The sequence below is a fragment of the Bacillus sp. 3255 genome (assembly GCF_031456485.1).
Lineage (GTDB): Bacteria > Bacillota > Bacilli > Paenibacillales > NBRC-103111 > Paenibacillus_E.
On record NZ_JAVDUS010000002.1, the window covers coordinates 357800 to 374782 of the forward strand.

Genomic DNA, 16983 nt, shown 5'->3' on the forward strand with positions numbered 1-16983 from the left:
GAGCGGACTCGCAGACCTTATGGAATGCGGGTTTTTCGGCTTGTTGCGGAAGACATTCCAAGTTAAAATATGGATATAACCTATGCCACGCTATTAGGAGCCCCAATGAGAACATTGAATCTATGGTACACGCAGCTTATGCTTGTCGTGCTTTCGCTCGTGACGATTGCCGTTTACCTGCTTTTCAAAAACCAGACGTATTACGAATTCCTCCTCTGGAATCTATTTCTGGGCTGGCTGCCGAATCTGTTCGCATTGGGCGCTTATTGGGTACATACAGGCCGAACAACGGTTTTGGAGAAAACGCTTATCTTCCTTCTGGGACTTGCCTGGCTGCTGTTTCTGCCCAACGCGCCATACATCTTGACGGATTTCATCCACTTGACGATTCTGAAGGATACATACGTGCACAACGAATTGTTCTTGGCTCCGTATTGGCACGATTTCTTCATCGTCTTCCTGTTCGCTTGGAACGGATTCATGCTCGGAAGCAGTTCCATGTACATGATCCAAACAATCGTCCGGAAACATATTGGCCGCGCATGGTCATGGCTATTGGTTGTCGTTGTCTCCCTGCTCAGCGGGTACGGCATCCTTCTCGGCAGACAATATCAATTGAATTCGTGGGACGCCCTGATGAACTTGAGAATCTTCGAGGTTATCCGCGACAGCTTGAATAAGGAGGATCTCCTCTTCTCCGCATTGGCCGGTTTAGTCGTTCTTGTGGTCTATGTAACTTTCTATATGTTGATCAATGGTGTTGCAGGATCGAAGCTGCAGGCCAACCGAAGATAAGGAGGAGGTGCACAGGATGAAAACGGTAAGCATAACACCGATTTTTCGGATATTCGATGAGCACAAGGCCAGGGAGTTTTACGTGGATTATTTGGGGTTCACGCTCGATTGGGAGCACAGCTTCGAGAGCGATATGCCGCTGTATCTGCAAGTCAGCCTCGGGGATCTGCGCCTCCACTTATCCGAGCATTATGGAGATTGTAGTCCGGGATCTGCGATTCGCGTAGAAATAACCGGCATCGAAGCTTTTCATCAGAGTCTGACCGATAAAAAGTATAAATATTTGCGTCCCGGCCTGGAACAAAGCCCGTGGAAAACCAAGGAAGTCTCCGTTACCGATCCGTTCGGGAACCGGATTACGTTCTTCGAGCCTTTATCATAAACGAACGCCCCCTGTTCATCTTGTGATGAGCAGGGGGCGTTCGCCTTGTACCGCCTGCTAGTCGGCAGGCTGGAGCAATCGCTCGCCGGCGATGCCCGGCGTCGTCATCTGGATCGGGTTGAGGATTTCTTCGATCTCCTCAGGTGTCAACAGTCCGCGCTCGAGAATCAGCTCCTTGAGCGTCATTCCCGTGCGCACCGCCTCTTTGACCAGCTGCGCGGCCACTTCGTAGCCGAGGTGCGGGTTCAGAGCCGTCACAATGCCGAAGCTCTGCTCCACGAAGGTGCGGCACCGCTCGCGGTCGGCTTCCAAGCCTTCGATCGCGAAGCGCTCGAAGACATCCGCCGCGTTACGCAATATTTTCAGCGATTGCAGCAGGTTGAACGCAAGAACGGGTCCCATGACGTTCAGCTCGAACTGTCCCGCTTCGCAAGCCAAGCAAATCGTATGATCGTTCCCGATCACTTGGAATGCGACCTGGTTAACCACCTCCGGCATGACCGGATTCACTTTCCCCGGCATGATGGACGATCCCGGCTGCCGAGGCGGCAGCTTCAGTTCGCCAAGCCCTGCGCGCGGACCGGACGCCATCAGGCGGATATCGTTGCATATTTTGGACAAGTTCACCGCGCAAACTTTCAAGGACGCCGAGAGCTCCGTGTAGGCATCCATGTTCTGGGTGCCGTCAACGAGATGCTCGGCATTCTGGATCGGGATGCCGCATTGATCCTTCAGGTGGAACATAACGCGGTCCACATATTCCGGCTTCGCGTTCAGTCCTGTACCGACCGCCGTCGCCCCCATGTTCACCGTCAACAACCCTTGGGACGCTTGACGAATCCGGTTAATATCCCGCTGCAAGACGCGCGAATAAGCGCCGAATTCCTGCCCGAGGCGAATCGGAACGGCATCTTGCAGATGCGTTCTTCCCATCTTGATCACATCGTCGAACTCCTTCTCCTTCCGGGCGAAAGCGGCCTGCAGCGAGCTCATCGTCTCGAGCAGCTGCTGTGACAGGCGATAAGCGGCGATTTTGATCGCCGTCGGGATGACGTCGTTCGTCGATTGCGACATATTGACATGATTGTTCGGATTGCAGTGGAAATAGCTGCCCTTCTGCTCACCCATCAGCTCGAGCGCCCGGTTCGCCAATACTTCGTTCATATTCATATTGATGGACGTTCCTGCACCGCCCTGAATGGAATCTACGATGAACTGCTCCAGCAGTTTACCTTCTCTTACTTCTTCCGCTGCTTTCACCAACTGCTCGCCGATTTTTTTGGGCAGCATATGGGTCTCCATATTCGCCAGCGCGGCCGCCCGTTTGACCTCCGCCAATGCGGTTATCAGCTCGGCGTGGATCTTCACGCCTGTAATCGGGAAATTTTCCAGCGCCCGCATCGTTTGAATCCCGTAATAAGCGTCCACCGGAACTTGCTTCTCACCTAGAAAATCTTTCTCAATGCGATAAGTCATCGTACACACCGTTCCTTTTTGTCAATAAAGTAACTGCTCGATGTAGATGTTTCAATTGAAGAATTCGCTTTCACAAGGGTACAATCCTGCAATATGTGACACGCCTTGTAATAAATTTATTTGACATGAAACATCCCTTCTTAGCATGAGTGAAGCCGTATCTCCCCATACTATGTCCCAATCTGCCCATTACCATGATTGAACTTGGCCCATTTCGTGAAAACTTGTAGCACAGACTATCGCTCAGTACTTATATATGCAGGCAAGCGCGCAAACGCAAAGGACATTTCGCTCATGCCGTCGCCCGATTATGAGGATGCCGCCGAGGAATGTAGGTCGCAATGCCGGCCGGCTGCGAATACAATGGATTACAAGCCCGCTATATGCGACAATGTAGTTGTCACTGATCGTTTGGCCAGGTTGAACTCCGAGGAGGAATACTAATGGATAAGCAAAGTTCAATGATTATTGCACAAACAGAAAAATACGGCGCTCATAACTACCATCCGCTGCCGATCGTCATCTCGAAAGCGGAAGGGGTATGGGTGGAAGATCCCGCCGGCAACCGCTATATGGATATGCTAAGCGCATATTCGGCGCTCAATCAAGGACACCGGCATCCGCATATTATACGGGCGCTGCATGAGCAGGCGGAGAAAGTCACGCTGACCTCCCGCGCTTTCCACAGCGAGACGCTCGGGGCGTTTTATGAAAAGCTGGCGGCTTATACGAATAAACCGATGATTTTGCCGATGAACACCGGCGCGGAAGCGGTGGAAACGGCTGTGAAGGCGATCCGCCGATGGGGCTACGACGTGAAAGGCATCCCCGCCGATCAAGCGGAAATCATCGTCTGCGAAGGTAATTTCCACGGCCGGACGGTGACCGTCACCTCCTTCTCGTCCTCGCCGGAATATAAGCGCGGCTTCGGGCCGTTCACGCCGGGCTTCCGCATCATCCCTTACGGGGATGTGGAGGCGCTTCGCGCGGCGATCGGGCCGAACACGGCCGGCTTCTTGTTCGAGCCGATTCAAGGCGAAGCCGGCATTGTGATCCCGCGGGACGGCTACCTGCGGGAGTGCTATGAGCTGTGCAGCGCGAATCGGGTGCTGTTCGCCGCGGACGAAATCCAGACGGGATTCGGCCGCACGGGCCGCCGCTTCGCTACGGACTGGGAAGGCGTCACGCCGGACCTGTACATTATGGGCAAAGCCCTCGGCGGCGGTGTGTTTCCGATCTCGGCGGTGGCCGGTGACCGCGAGGTGCTGGCGGTGTTCGAGCCCGGTTCCCACGGCTCCACCTTCGGGGGGAACCCGCTCGGCTGCGCCGTCGCCATCGCGGCGATGGAGGTGCTCGAGAACGAGCGGCTCGCGGAGCGCTCGGATGAGCTTGGGGCGTATTTCCTGAAACGGCTTCAGGAAATAAAGGCGCCCCACATCGCCGAGATCCGGGGCCGCGGCCTCTTCATCGGCATCGACCTTACGGTTCCGGCCCGCCCGTTCTGCGAGCGGTTGAAGGAGAAGGGCTTATTGTGCAAGGAGACGCATGAGCACATTATTCGGCTCGCTCCCCCTTTGACGATTACGAAGGAGGAGCTGGATTGGGCCTGGGAGCATGTGCGGGACGTACTGATGACCGTCTAAGCCACCCGGCAATAGGATCATACTCTTTCCTGCAAAGCAAAAGGCTGTCCGCCAGGTCGCTCCAGACCCGCAGACAGCCTTTCTCTATGCCTTCACGAACACCAGCGTCCCGAACCGCTGCGGGATGTGGAAATTCACTTTGCCGGTCGGCGACCAAGCCCAATAATGCCGGTTCCCTTCGACGTCGTCGTCGATCCGGTACACGTTCCAGCCCCAATCGGTACCAGGGAGAGGGGAGCCTTCAAGCAAATCCGCAAACGGGATCTGCAGCTCATAATGCCGCCACCCATCCGCCGCGTCGCTTACCGAGGTGTGCAGCCCTTGGGCGTCCCAAGCAATATCGGCTTCGATCCGCCCTTCCAAATCGTTGCGAATCAACGCATCGAACTCCACGCCCCGGGGGCTCAGCTCGAACTCGTAATACTCCCGCCCCGTGCCTTTCGGATCCAGGAACACTTCTACGACGTCTTCTTCATAGATCGGATCGTCCCGCCGCACCATCGTTGCCACGACATGATCATCCTCGCATTCGAACCGGACATGCAGTGCATCCGTCGTCCAGCAGGCTCGGAAGCGAGTCTCCAGCCGGGGCCGGCCGCCGGTCACAACCTCCACCAGCCTCCCGCTTGGAATATTCCCCCAACTTATGTTCTCAACCGCCCGGATATAACGACATTCATACCTCATCCCGCTGCAACGCCTCTCTCATCTATTTCACGCTATCACCATCGCCATCGCTCGCGCAATCTGCTAGTGGCGTTTCAACTCTTGTACACAATATTAATATCATATTCTTGGTCCATAAAGCTAGAGATCTTATCCCGATCCTCGGACTTCACATCCCTTAACCAATCGGCGTCCAGACGCTCGACCGCTTCTTTCCTGAGATCCTCGTATTTGCCTTTCGCTTTCTCAATACGCGCCACGCGATTTCTAGTAAACATGAATAAGGAGATTCCTGCCACTAGCGAACCGGACAATACTTTGTTCGAGGTTAGGTGATCCAGAATGGCAATTGCATTGCCTCCGGAAACCACTAACACCTTGTGATAGAAGTTGACGATGAAATAAAAAATGATGCCGCCGGTCAGGAGAACGAAGAACCACTGCGTTTTCTTCAGCTTGTCCCAGTCGCGCTTCTTCTCGATCAGCTTATCCAGCATTCTTCTCGTATCATTGCTTACGTTCACGTCCGGCCACTTCATCGGCAGTCCCCCCCTATCCATCGTATGCTTGTCTATGGCTAATCTTGACAAAAAAAAAAGACCGAAAGCATCACTCTTCTTGCGTGGCCGAAGATGCTTTGGTCTTTGAATTTTCCGTCATAGTCATTTAGAAACGCTTTTTGCCAACCAGAAACTTTTTATTCCCTTTTTTCGCCGTCACAGGTACGTGCTTGTAGCTGCGAATCATCGGATTTTTGCATAGAGGACAAGTCGGTAAAGCTTCCGTAACGAATTCTTTGCGAACCCATGCTTTACAATCCGCCTCTTTACATTTCCAGATCTCAATTTGTTCGACTTCCGGTTTCTGTTGTTCTTCCGTTATGGTACTCGTTGGTGTAGACATTTGAATAGCTTCTCCCTGTTTCGTAGATTAGACTACTTATTATTATACAGATCCCTTGGAATATCAAGTCTTTCCCGTGTTCAAATTTATTTACCAGTGGTAAAATGAGAAGGGCGGCTACAAATTAGACACACTTGCAAAGGCAGGAAACTTGCATGGCAAATTTGCTTCATGAATGGAAGTCACAGTTTCAAGGTTACAGCCGAAATATTATGCTGTTTTTTTGGTTTAACTTCGTTTGGAATTTAGGATTAGGCATGTTTGGACTCGTTTATAATCTATACGTCAAAAGTCTCGGCTACGGGCAGACGACGGTCGGCAGCATCGTCGGCATGACCTCGCTGGCCGCAGCCCTTATTCTGATTCCGGCCGGCATCATGAACGACCGGTTCGGGCCGAAGCGCGTCATCACAACCGGACTCGTACTGACCATTGCCGCGCTTACGGCGAGATCGCTCATTGAAGCGCAAGGCGGCATGCTGGTCTCCTCCTTCTTCGGCGGTATGGCGCTGGCCGTCGTATCGGCGACGATTCTGCCGTTCATGGCCAACAACTCCACGCCGCAGCAGCGTGTTCATCTGTTCAGCTTCAACATGGCGCTGGTTATGATTGCGAATGTCGTCGGCATCGCCTTGGGCGGCGTGCTGTGCGATTTTTTTCAATACGTAATGAACTTGGAGCCGATCGTAAGCCTGCGTTTCACCTTGATGACCGGTGTCTGCATCGCTGCGCTCGGCATTATCCCTGTCGCGCTGTTCGAGCCGAGCGAGGTTGAATCGCAGCCGCGTACCGAATCGATCAGCATCAAGGCGTCTTGGCGCGCTCACCGGTCATCTCTGCAAGTCATCGCCATTTTCTGCTTGCTGGGCCTGCTCTCCTCTATCGGCGGAGGCATGATAGTTCCTTATTTGAACGTCTATTTCGAAGACCGTTTCCAAGCTTCGAAGTCGGCGATCGGCCTGGTCGTCGCCCTCGGACAAGGCGCAACCGCCGTAGCCTTTCTCATCGGTCCGATGATCGCCAGGCGCTTCGGGGAAGTCAAGTCCGTGGTGTATCTGCAGCTATGCTCGATCCCGTTCCTGCTTATAACGGCATTCTCGGCCAACTTCTACTTATCGTCGGGCGGCTACTTGTTCCGCCAGGCGCTGATGAACGCAGCGAACCCTTTCTACAATTCCGTCAAGATGAGCTATGTCGACCGCTCGCTGCGCGGGCTCGCTTCCTCTTCGGGAGAAGCGGTCTTCAACCTGGGCTGGTTTCTCGCGGCACCTGTCAGTACAGGCCTCGTCGAACGGTTCGGGTCTTATTACGGCTATGCCTACGCCTTCTGCATTACGGCCGTCGTCTACTCGGTCATCTCGTATTTCTTCTATTTCTTCTTCGGCAAGAACCGGTTCAAGCCCGTGGAGGAAGCCCGATAAAAAATGGTTCTTTTCTATCGTTGACGCAGACGATAGAAAGGAAATACAATGAAATGAGAGCGCATTCATAGCATCGCCTTAGAGCTCCTAATCCTAATCGACTCTTGATGTGAGGGGATTGCTAATCATGAAGAATAAAATCATCTTTAATGGACAAAGTATTGTTCTGACGTGGATGATCTCCTATATCGTCATTCTCCTTTTACCCATTGCTATCGGCTTACTATTGTATGTGGAATCGAGCAAAACGTTAAAGGAAGAAATTCAGCAAGCGAACGATTCCCTGTTGAAGCAAGTGCGCGAAGTGATGGACAACCAATTCAAAGCGATGGAGCAATTGAATTTCGAGCTCACTTGGAACGTGAACATGCAGGAACTGCTGTATTCCAACAAGTATGAAGCATTTCCCAAAGAGTATCTTTATGATATCTCGCAAATTGCCCGTAATCTTTCCCTGTACAAAACCTCTTATCCGTTAATCGATTCGTTCTATGTTTATTTGTACAAAGATCAATCCGTTATCCTGCCCACTACCGTTCGTTCTAGCGCATTTGCCTACCAGACTTTGCATATGAGTGACGAATTCCCCTTCTCCGCATGGCAAGAAATTATGACACGCCCTAATTTCAAAGGCTTCATCCCGATGTACCGGATCGGCGACGACAATAAGCTGCGCAAGTCAGTCGCTTACGTCAGCACTTATGCCGTCGAGCATAATCAGCCACTCGCTACCAATGTCATCATGATCGATCAATCCCGCATCCTTGGCGCCATTCAAAATATGGAAATCTTTAATAAGGGCCACGTGCTTATTTTAAATAATGAAAACCAAGTGCTGGCATCCAACTCGACCGGCCTGCTTCCCGCCGATTTCCCTTATGACCAATTGACGGAAGCCACCAATCTCTATTACACCGGCTCGGACGGCGAGAAATATGAGATTTTCACCATTCAGTCGCCAATGTCGAAGCTGAAGTATGTATCGATCATGCCCAGCACGGTTTATTGGCAGAAAGCTTCGCATATCCGCAACTTGACTTATATGAGCATGGCGATCTCGCTGCTTGGCGGCGGTATCTTGACGATATTTTTTCTGCGCAGAAACTATAACCCGGTCAGACGTCTGGTGCATGCTTTCTCCAAAAAGGAGGCGATGGCCTCCGGCCAGAGGTACAATGAGTTTCACTTCATTCAGGAAGCGGTTGACAACACGCTGCTCGAAATCGCCGATTTCAAGACCATAATCGAACAGCAGCGCCACATGGTCCGCTCCCACTTCATCGAAAAGCTGCTCAAGGGCAAACACGACCGGCATATTCCGATCTTCGAGGCTTTGACCGCCTTCGATATGAAGCTGGACCGCAACGAATTTGCCGTCATGCTGTTCGTTGTCGATAAGCACGCTCCCTTCTTCAGCCGCATCACGCATAAGTCCGATGAGGACAAATGGAAGCTGCTGCAATTCATTATTATGAATGTCGTAGAAGAGCTGCTCTCCAAGCGGCATCGGGGCTATGCGACGGAAATTGACGATTCTGTGGCCTGTCTGGTCAATATAACGAGTGATGAGGGTGAAAGCGCCAAAGAAGAGCTGCTGCGCATCGCCGAGGAGACGCAAAATTTTCTGTCGGCGACTTACGACATTCACCTCACGATCTCGATTTCCAGCGTTCACGGACAGATCGCAAACGTGCCCCAAGCCTTCCGGGAAGCTCTGGATTCGATGGCTTATAAGCTCGTTATGGGCGGAAGGGAAATCCTGGCTTACGACGATTTGCAGGCCAACAGGGCCTGCGAGCCCGTTTCCGGCTATTATTATCCGATGCAGGTCGAGCAGCAATTCCTGTACGCGCTGAAGTCAGGCGAATTGGAAGAATCGCAAACGATCCTGGCCGACATTATGACCAAAAATTTCGAGGTTCGCGGCATTTCCGTTTCTTTGACCAAATGCCTGATGCTGTGCCTGATTACGACGATGATGAAGAGCATCAGTGAAACCGGCGACATGCAGGAAAGCATTTTCACCCGGAATCCGAAGCTTATCGACCGGCTGCTCAACAGCAAAACGTTGGAAGACATGCACCGGCAATTGAACGAAATGCTGGCCGGCATCTGCGAATACACCTCGGCGAAGCGGCAGGCCACCATGTCTCAACAGCGGCAGAAGGCGCTGCAGCAGCTCGTTGAAGAGATTTCCACGTTCATTGAAGATAATTATTCCGACGCCAATTTGAATGTCTCGATGATCGGCACTCATTTTGACCGCAAGGCCACGTATTTGTCGAAGCTGTTCAAGGATTATGCAGGCGAAGGGCTGCTCGACCGCATTAACAAAGTGCGGATCGACAAGTCGAAGCAATTGCTTGGCAAACAGGAACAATCGGTTGGCGACGCCGCCAACGGGGTCGGCTTCAACGATATTAACGCCTTCATCCGCGTGTTTAAGAAAGTAGAAGGTATTACCCCCGGGAAATACAAGGAGCTTATACAGAAATAACGAAAAGGGCAGCCGCTCGGCTGCCCTTTCAGCTTCCTTTCTTCATGAACAAACCCGGCCAGACGGAAGGTTTGCCCGTCGAAACGTCCTATTTCAGGCTCGTTTCGCCCCATTTTGGCTATTTTGAAGATAACATTGGACATTTTGTAGAGCATTTCACAACAATTCGAGATGCATTTGGACCTTTTGCAGATAGCTTTGAATGTAAGCGTTATCATATAGTGAAGGTGTACCACATAAGCACCTCTACCCGCATCGGCTTAACGGTTTATGTCAGCGAAAAACTCGGTAACGCTTTCAATTCCGGTTTTTCAATCGAAAAACGCTTAGGAGGTCTAGTATGCAAAAAAACAGAAAAAAAATGTTCACTGTGCTTGTCGCAACGACGTTAATGGGAAGCTTGACCGTCGCTTGTTCTACATCGAACACGCCGTCTACCAGTTCCAGCGAAGCACCCAAGGCAACGGCCGGAAGTTCGGCGGCGCCGGCTGGCAGTGCGGTTACGTATCCGCTTAAACAAGACAAACCATTAACGTACTGGGGCGAGCTTCCCGGCAACTTAACCGGGGTGAAGGCTGCTCACGCAGACGTTCCGTTCTTCCAAGAATGGCAGAAAAAGACCGGCGTTCCGTTGAAATTCCTGGCTCCTCCTACCAACCAAGGATCGCAAGCATTGAACGTTCTGTTGGCATCGGGCGATCTCCCTGACATGATCGAATTTGACTGGCAAGGGGCTTTCCCAGGCGGACCAGAGAAAGCGATCAAAGACGGTTATATTCTGAAACTTAACGATACGATCGATAAATTTGCGCCCAACTTGAAAAAGTATCTCAAAGAACATCCCGAAATCGATAAGCAGGTAAAAACCGATAACGGAAGCTACTACTCCTTCCCGTTCATTCGCGGCGACGATTATCTGCGTGTGTACCAAGGCCCGATCCTTCGGAAAGATTGGCTTGATGAGCTTGGTCTGCCGATGCCGGAAACGATTGACGATTGGTATACGACACTCAAAACGTTCAAAGAGAAGAAAGGCGCTACGGCCGCGTTCTCTGTCATCTCTGTACCAAGACCTTTCAATGAGCTGGGCAACGGCGCTTTTGCCGGCGCATACGGCGTAACCCGCGATTTCTTCATTGATAACGGCACGATCAAATTCGGTCCAGCTGAAAAAGGCTATAAAGATTTCCTCGCTACCATGCACAAATGGTATGAAGAAGGGCTGATCGATAAAAACTTTGCAACGACAGACGGCAAAGCCTTAGACGCCAACATTGCTTCCGGCGCAACAGGCGCAACCGTCAATAATGCCGGCGGCGGTATCGGCAAATGGCAGCCGCTCATCTCGGCGAAAGATCCGAAAGGCGTGCTGGTCGCAGCGCCGTATCCGGTGCTCAAAAAAGGCGACATTGCGATGTACGGCCAGAAAGATCCTGCCTTCTCGCCGGGCGGTATGGTCGCCATTACGGCAAACTCCAAAAATGTGGAGGTTGCTGCCAAGATGCTTGACTACGGCTACTCCGAAGCAGGACATAATTATTTCAACTTCGGAACTGAAGGCGTTTCGTACAAAATGGAAAACGGATATCCGAAATATACGGACCTTGTAATGAAGAATCCGGATAAATTGGCTCCGGCACAAGCGCTCTCCCTGTACGTTCGCGGTAACTACAACGGTCCTTTCGTTCAAGATAAGCGTTACGTCGAGCAATATTTGGCTCTGCAAACGCAGCGCGACGCCGTTACGACCTGGTCGAAAACGAACGTCGACAAATACAAATTGCCGCCAATCACAGCGACACCGGAAGAAAGCACCGAGCTCGCCAAAATCATGACGGATCTGAACACGCTGGTCGATGAAATGACGGTCAAAATTATTTTGGGCACCGAGCCTGTCGATTCCTTCGAGAAGTACCAAGAGAAATTCAAGTCCGTTAAGCTGAGCCGCGCGCTCGAAATCAAGAAAGCATCGCTGGACCGCTTCAACAAAAGATAGATAACACGCCAGGGGGGAGGGCAGCCGCTCTCCCCGTTTTTACTAACCAGGCGAAAGGAGAGATATCATGCGCAAAGAGGGACAAGCTGCGTTCCAAGTCCGGTTTAGACGCGATTTTCTGCTCAACAAATATTTGTACTTGATGATGGTTCCTGTTATCGCCTATTATGTCATCTTCCATTATGCGCCGATGTACGGCGCGCTGATTGCCTTCAAGGAATATACGCCGGCCAAAGGGATTTTGGGCAGCTCATGGGTCGGCTTCGATCACTTCAAAGACTTTTTCGGTTCGTATTATTTCTGGCGCATTCTCAAAAATACGGTCATCATCTCGCTCTATACGTTATGCTTTGAGTTTCCGGCGCCGATTATTTTGGCGATATTGATTAACGAACTGGTGAACAAAAAGTTTCAGCGTTTTGTGCAAACGGTTACGTACATGCCTTATTTCATTTCGCTTATCGTCATCGCCGGGATGATCAAAGATTTTACGAATAACGGCGGGTTAATTAATAACTTCCTGACTTACTTCGGCGTCAGCGATACCGCGTTCTTGCAGAGACCGGAAATGTTCAGGACCATCTATGTTTTATCGGAAATTTGGCAAAAGATCGGTTGGGAGTCCATCATCTACTTGGCCGCACTCATGGGCATCGATCAGGAGCAATATGAAGCTGCGAGAATGGACGGGGCCAGCAAGCTTCAACAAATCTGGAACATTACGCTGCCGGGCATTCTTCCGACGATCGCCATTATGTTCATTCTGCGGATGGGGAACTTGCTTAACGTCGGCTTTGAGAAAATTATTTTGCTGTACAATCCGAGCACCTATGACACGGCCGATGTCATCTCCTCCTTCGTTTACCGGAAAGGGCTTATCGAATTCGGATGGAGCTACTCCTCAGCCGTCGGCTTGTTTAACTCAGTCATCAACTTGGCCCTGCTTATTGCCGCCAACAAAATCAGCAAAAAAGTAAGCCAAAGCAGCTTATGGTAAGAAAGGAGGGACTGCAATGAAAACGAGCGTCTCCGACAAAGCCTTTACGATAACCAACCATATTCTATTGCTTCTGCTTGTTGTCATTACTTTATATCCGCTCATTTATGTCGCCTTCGCTTCCATCAGCGACGCTGGGCAGTTGATTACGCACAAAGGGTTTCTATACAAGCCGCTGGGCATCAGCTTCGAAGCTTATAAGAGCGTTTTTGCCAATCCGGCTATTCTCCAAGGTTACCAGAATACGCTGTTCATTCTAGTATTCGGTGTCACCACGAACCTGATCGTCACCTCGCTTGGCGCTTATGTGCTCTCGCGTAAAAATGTGATGTGGAACAACGTATTTATCTTTGTCGTCGTCTTGACGATGTTCTTCAGCGGCGGCTTGGTCCCGCTTTATCTGGTCGTGAAGGGCGTAGGTCTCATTGACTCTCTCTGGGCTACGATATTGCCGTTCGCCGTCAACACTTTCAATCTGATCATTATGCGCACCGCCTTCATGGCCGTTCCCGAAAGTCTTGAGGAGTCAGCCAAAATGGACGGGGCGGGCCACTTGGTCATTCTGTTCCGCATCGTCATCCCGCTCTCCATGCCGGTCATTGCCGTCATGATCCTGTACTATGCCGTTGAGAAATGGAACGGATGGTTCTACGCCTCCATCTTCCTGAAGGATCGCGAGCTGTATCCGCTGCAGCTGATCTTGCGGGAAATTCTCATCGCGAACAATACCGATGCGATGTCAACGGGGGCAAATGCCGCCGACCAGTTCCAGATCGGAGAAACGATCAAATACGCGACGATTATGGTCGCTTCCGTGCCGATTCTCATTCTGTATCCATTCGTGCAAAAGTACTTCGTCAAAGGCGTCATGATCGGCGCCGTCAAGGGATAACAAGCTTCGCCGTGAAAGCACCGTCTGCCTCATATGCTGAGGAGGCGGTGCTTTCGCATAGTTTTGCCAGGGATGGCTTATGGCGTGACAGTTGCGAATGACGGCAATATCGCCGCCGATATTTGGCTGTCCGGCCTCATCCCGGAAGGGGGATTCGCCGCTGACCAGCTCCCTGTATGTCGGATCGCTTCCGGCGAAAAGCCGATTGACCGTTACCTTCCAGGTAACGGTCAATTCATCGGCGGATCAAGGGCAGCTGACGGAACGGGTTGCCGTGCTGTTCACGTTCAAGCTGCCGGACGATCAGACCGTCTCGGATTCTGTGCTGACCAATGCCGTCAGCACGCAATTGCTGCAGCCTGTGCCCGCGATAGGCATCACGGCGACCCCGACGGTTACGGAGCCCGAATCGCCCGTTCACTTCCGAATCCGGGTGTCCAACGCGGGAAACCTGTCCGCGGACAGCGTAACCGTGCAAAATTGGATTTCGCCGCTGACCACGCTGCTGCCGGGTACACTGCGCATAGGCGATGTGCCGGTGAATCTGACAGCACCGGTAACTCAGCCCCTCGTCTTATGGGCAGTCCCGCTGAACGGTTCAACCGAGATCACCTATACCGAAGCGGTCGTCTCACGGCCCAATACAAGGCGTATCCCGCTAAGATCGGCCGCACAATATGCCTATCAAGTGAATGATCCTGTCCACACGGGAACGGTCCTCTCCAATGAGGCTATGATCTGGGTCGAGCAGGCGGATGAATAAGGAAAGGGAAAGTCGTCGAGGCCTGTTTCCTAATTTGAAAAAGCCGGGGCCCTGAATGGCCCCGGCCTCTCTTATTTACGATCGTTAATCGCTTTGATCACGTCTAGCGGAATTTTCGGCTCCCGGTCATACGTCAGCAAGCCGTTGATTTCCTGCTCCACATCCGTTAATTGCGTATAGCAATATCCTTGGACCACGCCCGAGTTCAGCAGCGGACGGATAACGGCGCGCAGCCTTTTCTCATAGTCTTCGTCATTGTCGGCGCCGGAATATCCCCAGCCTTCCCAGTCGCTCTTCTTGTAAGCGATGCCGCCAAACTCGGTAACGAGAATCGGCTGGCCGGCATACGGGAACCCTTCGACAGACAGACGGCGGTTAGCCGGCATGGCGTGTACGGCCTTCTCAGCCGTGCTGTAGCGATCCTGCAGTACCTCTTCGCGCCATTCGTAGTCGTGTATCGCGAACAAGTCGGTTTGGACCATTTCCCAGCCGTCATTGGAAATGACCGGACGCATCGGATCCAGCGACTTCGTCAAATGATACATCGTCAGCGCGTGCTGCTGCTGCCGCTTGTCGATTTGAATATTCGGCACGCCCCAGCTTTCATTCAGCGGAACCCACGCAATGATGGAAGGATGGTTATAGTCGCGCTCTACGGAAGCCTGCCACTCTTTCGTGAAACGTCCGACATATTTCTCCGAATATTCGTATGCGTTAGCCGCTTCGCTCCACACGACCAGCCCAAGCACATCGCACCAGTATAAATATCTGGGGTCCTCCAGCTTCTGATGCTTGCGGGCGCCGTTAAAGCCCATCGCTTTCGTCAACTCCACATCCCGCTTGATCGCTTCATCGCTTGGCGGTGTCAAGTTGCCATCCGGGAAATACCCCTGATCCAGTACCATTTTCAGGAAAAACGGCCGGTTGTTCAGACACAGCTTGCCATTCTCAATTGAAACCTTGCGCATACCGAAGTAGCTCGTTACTTCATCCACAGCCTGGCCATCGGTGAGCAGCGTAAATTTGACGTCATACAAATTCGGTTTATTCGGTGACCACCAGCCGCCAAGCCCATGGTCGTTAAAATCGTTCAAACGAACCTTTCTCGCACCCGAACCGCCTTTCAGCAGATACGTGTCTTCCGCAACAAGCTCGCCTTTAAAAGCAATCTCAACCTTCACCTGTTGTTTAGCTTGCTTGTTGTCGCTCTCAATGAAAAATTGGAACTCCACCTGCTTCTCGTCAATGTCGGGGGTAATTCTCACTTTATCCAAATAGGCCTCGGATGCAACAGCCTCCAGCCAAACCGTTTGCCAGATTCCAGTCGTACGCGTATAAAAAATACTAGCCGAATCCTTCAGCCAATACTGCTTGCCCCGCGGCAGCGTAACCTCTTGGCTGTAATCGACCGCCTTGACGACCAACGTATTCATTCCGTCCTGCAAGGCATCCGTAATATCGGCGTGAAACGGCGTGTGCCCGCCTTCGTGCGTCGCTACCAGGGAGCCATTCACCCAAACCGAAGCGTCATAATCAACAGCCCCGAAATGCAGCAAGATGCGTTTGTTCTTAAAAGCATCCGGAATCGCCAGCTCTCTGCGGTACCATACGACATCGTGAAACGTGTTATCGCCGATGCCGCTAAGCTTGCTTTGGAACGCGAACGGTACCTGAATCGTTTTGGATAGCTTCCTAGTTCCGAGATGCCACTTCTCTCTGCCCCCGATGCGCTCGTCGTCGAATTCAAATTCCCACTCGCCGTTCAGGTTCATCCAACTGTCTCTTACGAATTGCGGTCTTGGGTGCTCAGCACGAGGTTGATTCGTCATAGCTGAAAATTACCTCCATTAAATTAATTTGTAAGTTAATTAAATAAGTTCATTTTGCCTAAACCTATTATCGTCCCAAGTTTATTATCTGTCAATATACGTTATTCAATTAACTTTATAGTTAATGTTAATTTACTTTGTTATATATTCATGGCTTGTCTCTGGCACGGTTTGCGATGATACCTTGTAAACGAAACGGGGCGGAACCATACGCGGCGGAACAAGTCTGGCTGTACGCTGGCGTAGCAAGTCTGACTGTACGCTGGAGTAGAAAGCCTGCGCAAACACTGGCTTAGCAAGCCTACCAATTGTGCTTGGAGGGAGCCGCATGCGCGACATCGATACCTGGAGTTATGCCCAGCCAGGTCTTCTGCGCAAAAAAAGCGACGCAGGCATAACCCCCTGCATCGCTCATTTCATTAATCGATATAGCCTGCGAAACCATGCTTCATCAAATAATCCATTTCCGCCTCCAAAATGGTGTCGACCGCCAGCTCCGTCAGTTTCACATCCGGCCTGCTCAAAATGTGATCGATCAGGTCATCGCTGTCGATGTCGACCTCCCCTTTGGCGTTCTCCTCGGCTTTGAGAATATACGCTTTTTCGTACTTCAGCACGAGTTGAATTTGTTTTTCATCCGCATTCGACTTCTCTGCGATGAAACGGATCAGTTCCTGCTCGTTTAATTGTTTGTTATTACTCATGATTTATCATCTCCTGCTC

16 protein-coding genes are annotated in these 16983 nt (G+C 51.5%); 10 read left to right on the forward strand and 6 right to left on the reverse strand.

Annotated elements, in window-relative coordinates; genetic code table 11:
• The first annotated feature begins 105 nt into the window (after nucleotides 1-105).
• On the forward strand, nucleotides 106-795 hold the full coding sequence (locus J2X61_RS04215; RefSeq protein ID WP_310186112.1) for a DUF1361 domain-containing protein: 690 nt from the start codon (nucleotides 106-108) through the stop codon (nucleotides 793-795).
• A gap of 16 nt (nucleotides 796-811) precedes the next feature.
• Nucleotides 812-1177, forward strand: coding sequence for a glyoxalase superfamily protein (locus J2X61_RS04220; RefSeq protein ID WP_274466141.1), 366 nt, complete (start codon nucleotides 812-814; stop codon nucleotides 1175-1177).
• A gap of 57 nt (nucleotides 1178-1234) precedes the next feature.
• On the opposite strand, the gene aspA is transcribed toward J2X61_RS04220, so the two are convergent.
• Nucleotides 1235-2653 carry an aspartate ammonia-lyase gene (aspA, locus tag J2X61_RS04225; RefSeq protein WP_379239489.1) on the reverse strand — a complete coding sequence of 473 codons (1419 nt, stop codon included), beginning with the start codon at nucleotides 2651-2653 and terminating at the stop codon, nucleotides 1235-1237.
• A gap of 443 nt (nucleotides 2654-3096) precedes the next feature.
• Here aspA and J2X61_RS04230 point away from each other — a divergent pair, with 443 nt between their 5' ends.
• Nucleotides 3097-4296, forward strand: a complete 1200-nt coding sequence (locus J2X61_RS04230) for an ornithine--oxo-acid transaminase (protein ID WP_310186114.1) — start codon at nucleotides 3097-3099, stop codon at nucleotides 4294-4296.
• 84 nt (nucleotides 4297-4380) lie between these two features.
• Here J2X61_RS04230 and J2X61_RS04235 read toward each other — a convergent pair whose 3' ends face one another.
• The 3 genes from J2X61_RS04235 to J2X61_RS04245 form a co-directional block, all read right to left on the reverse strand.
• A complete protein-coding gene (locus J2X61_RS04235; protein ID WP_310186117.1) occupies nucleotides 4381-4983 on the reverse strand; it encodes a carbohydrate-binding family 9-like protein in 603 nt (200 codons plus the stop codon).
• Between the two features lie 74 nt (nucleotides 4984-5057).
• Nucleotides 5058-5552: a DUF2663 family protein gene (locus J2X61_RS04240; RefSeq protein WP_310186120.1), complete on the reverse strand. Its 495-nt coding sequence runs from the start codon at nucleotides 5550-5552 to the stop codon at nucleotides 5058-5060.
• A gap of 76 nt (nucleotides 5553-5628) precedes the next feature.
• The gene (locus tag J2X61_RS04245) at nucleotides 5629-5865 is read right to left on the reverse strand and encodes a cold-inducible protein YdjO-related protein (protein WP_274466146.1); all 237 of its coding nucleotides are present in this window, start codon (nucleotides 5863-5865) and stop codon (nucleotides 5629-5631) included.
• Between the two features lie 155 nt (nucleotides 5866-6020).
• On the opposite strand from J2X61_RS04245, the gene J2X61_RS04250 reads away from it, so the two are divergent.
• From J2X61_RS04250 to J2X61_RS04280, 7 genes are all read left to right on the forward strand, one after another.
• Entirely contained in the window at nucleotides 6021-7286 is a 1266-nt protein-coding gene (locus J2X61_RS04250) for an MFS transporter (RefSeq protein ID WP_274466147.1), read from the forward strand.
• 127 nt (nucleotides 7287-7413) lie between these two features.
• Nucleotides 7414-9783 carry a helix-turn-helix domain-containing protein gene (locus J2X61_RS04255; protein ID WP_274466148.1) on the forward strand — a complete coding sequence of 790 codons (2370 nt, stop codon included), beginning with the start codon at nucleotides 7414-7416 and terminating at the stop codon, nucleotides 9781-9783.
• Nucleotides 9784-9827: 44 nt separating this feature from the next.
• Nucleotides 9828-10175 (forward strand): hypothetical protein, encoded by a 348-nt coding sequence (locus J2X61_RS04260; protein ID WP_310186124.1) that lies wholly within the window; start codon nucleotides 9828-9830, stop codon nucleotides 10173-10175.
• Nucleotides 10124-11779 (forward strand): type 2 periplasmic-binding domain-containing protein, encoded by a 1656-nt coding sequence (locus tag J2X61_RS04265; protein ID WP_310186125.1) that lies wholly within the window; start codon nucleotides 10124-10126, stop codon nucleotides 11777-11779. The genes J2X61_RS04260 and J2X61_RS04265 overlap by 52 nt, the downstream gene beginning before the upstream one ends.
• Nucleotides 11780-11846: 67 nt before the next feature.
• A complete protein-coding gene (locus tag J2X61_RS04270) occupies nucleotides 11847-12776 on the forward strand; it encodes an ABC transporter permease (protein WP_274466150.1) in 930 nt (309 codons plus the stop codon).
• A 16-nt stretch (nucleotides 12777-12792) separates the two neighbouring features.
• Nucleotides 12793-13668 carry a carbohydrate ABC transporter permease gene (locus J2X61_RS04275; RefSeq protein WP_274466151.1) on the forward strand — a complete coding sequence of 292 codons (876 nt, stop codon included), beginning with the start codon at nucleotides 12793-12795 and terminating at the stop codon, nucleotides 13666-13668.
• A gap of 97 nt (nucleotides 13669-13765) precedes the next feature.
• Nucleotides 13766-14431 carry a COG1361 family protein gene (locus tag J2X61_RS04280; RefSeq protein WP_310186129.1) on the forward strand — a complete coding sequence of 222 codons (666 nt, stop codon included), beginning with the start codon at nucleotides 13766-13768 and terminating at the stop codon, nucleotides 14429-14431.
• Nucleotides 14432-14502: 71 nt separating this feature from the next.
• Here J2X61_RS04280 and J2X61_RS04285 read toward each other — a convergent pair whose 3' ends face one another.
• Nucleotides 14503-16260, reverse strand: coding sequence for a glycoside hydrolase family 2 protein (locus J2X61_RS04285; protein ID WP_310186130.1), 1758 nt, complete (start codon nucleotides 16258-16260; stop codon nucleotides 14503-14505).
• 419 nt (nucleotides 16261-16679) lie between these two features.
• On the reverse strand, nucleotides 16680-16964 hold the full coding sequence (locus J2X61_RS04290) for a hypothetical protein (RefSeq protein WP_274466156.1): 285 nt from the start codon (nucleotides 16962-16964) through the stop codon (nucleotides 16680-16682).
• Nucleotides 16965-16983 lie beyond the last annotated feature (19 nt).

What these genes read in the sequence shown, in the direction of transcription:
- J2X61_RS04215 (WP_310186112.1), top strand. Translation starts at nt 106, where the DNA reads ATGAGAACATTGAATCTATGGTACACGCAGCTTATGCTTGTCGTGCTT.
- J2X61_RS04220 (WP_274466141.1), top strand. Translation starts at nt 812, where the DNA reads ATGAAAACGGTAAGCATAACACCGATTTTTCGGATATTCGATGAGCAC.
- aspA (WP_379239489.1), bottom strand. Translation starts at nt 2,653, where the DNA reads ATGACTTATCGCATTGAGAAAGATTTTCTAGGTGAGAAGCAAGTTCCG.
- J2X61_RS04230 (WP_310186114.1), top strand. Translation starts at nt 3,097, where the DNA reads ATGGATAAGCAAAGTTCAATGATTATTGCACAAACAGAAAAATACGGC.
- J2X61_RS04235 (WP_310186117.1), bottom strand. Translation starts at nt 4,983, where the DNA reads ATGAGGTATGAATGTCGTTATATCCGGGCGGTTGAGAACATAAGTTGG.
- J2X61_RS04245 (WP_274466146.1), bottom strand. Translation starts at nt 5,865, where the DNA reads ATGTCTACACCAACGAGTACCATAACGGAAGAACAACAGAAACCGGAA.
- J2X61_RS04250 (WP_274466147.1), top strand. Translation starts at nt 6,021, where the DNA reads ATGGCAAATTTGCTTCATGAATGGAAGTCACAGTTTCAAGGTTACAGC.
- J2X61_RS04255 (WP_274466148.1), top strand. Translation starts at nt 7,414, where the DNA reads ATGAAGAATAAAATCATCTTTAATGGACAAAGTATTGTTCTGACGTGG.
- J2X61_RS04260 (WP_310186124.1), top strand. Translation starts at nt 9,828, where the DNA reads ATGAACAAACCCGGCCAGACGGAAGGTTTGCCCGTCGAAACGTCCTAT.
- J2X61_RS04265 (WP_310186125.1), top strand. Translation starts at nt 10,124, where the DNA reads ATGCAAAAAAACAGAAAAAAAATGTTCACTGTGCTTGTCGCAACGACG.
- J2X61_RS04270 (WP_274466150.1), top strand. Translation starts at nt 11,847, where the DNA reads ATGCGCAAAGAGGGACAAGCTGCGTTCCAAGTCCGGTTTAGACGCGAT.
- J2X61_RS04275 (WP_274466151.1), top strand. Translation starts at nt 12,793, where the DNA reads ATGAAAACGAGCGTCTCCGACAAAGCCTTTACGATAACCAACCATATT.
- J2X61_RS04280 (WP_310186129.1), top strand. Translation starts at nt 13,766, where the DNA reads ATGACGGCAATATCGCCGCCGATATTTGGCTGTCCGGCCTCATCCCGG.
- J2X61_RS04285 (WP_310186130.1), bottom strand. Translation starts at nt 16,260, where the DNA reads ATGACGAATCAACCTCGTGCTGAGCACCCAAGACCGCAATTCGTAAGA.
- J2X61_RS04290 (WP_274466156.1), bottom strand. Translation starts at nt 16,964, where the DNA reads ATGAGTAATAACAAACAATTAAACGAGCAGGAACTGATCCGTTTCATC.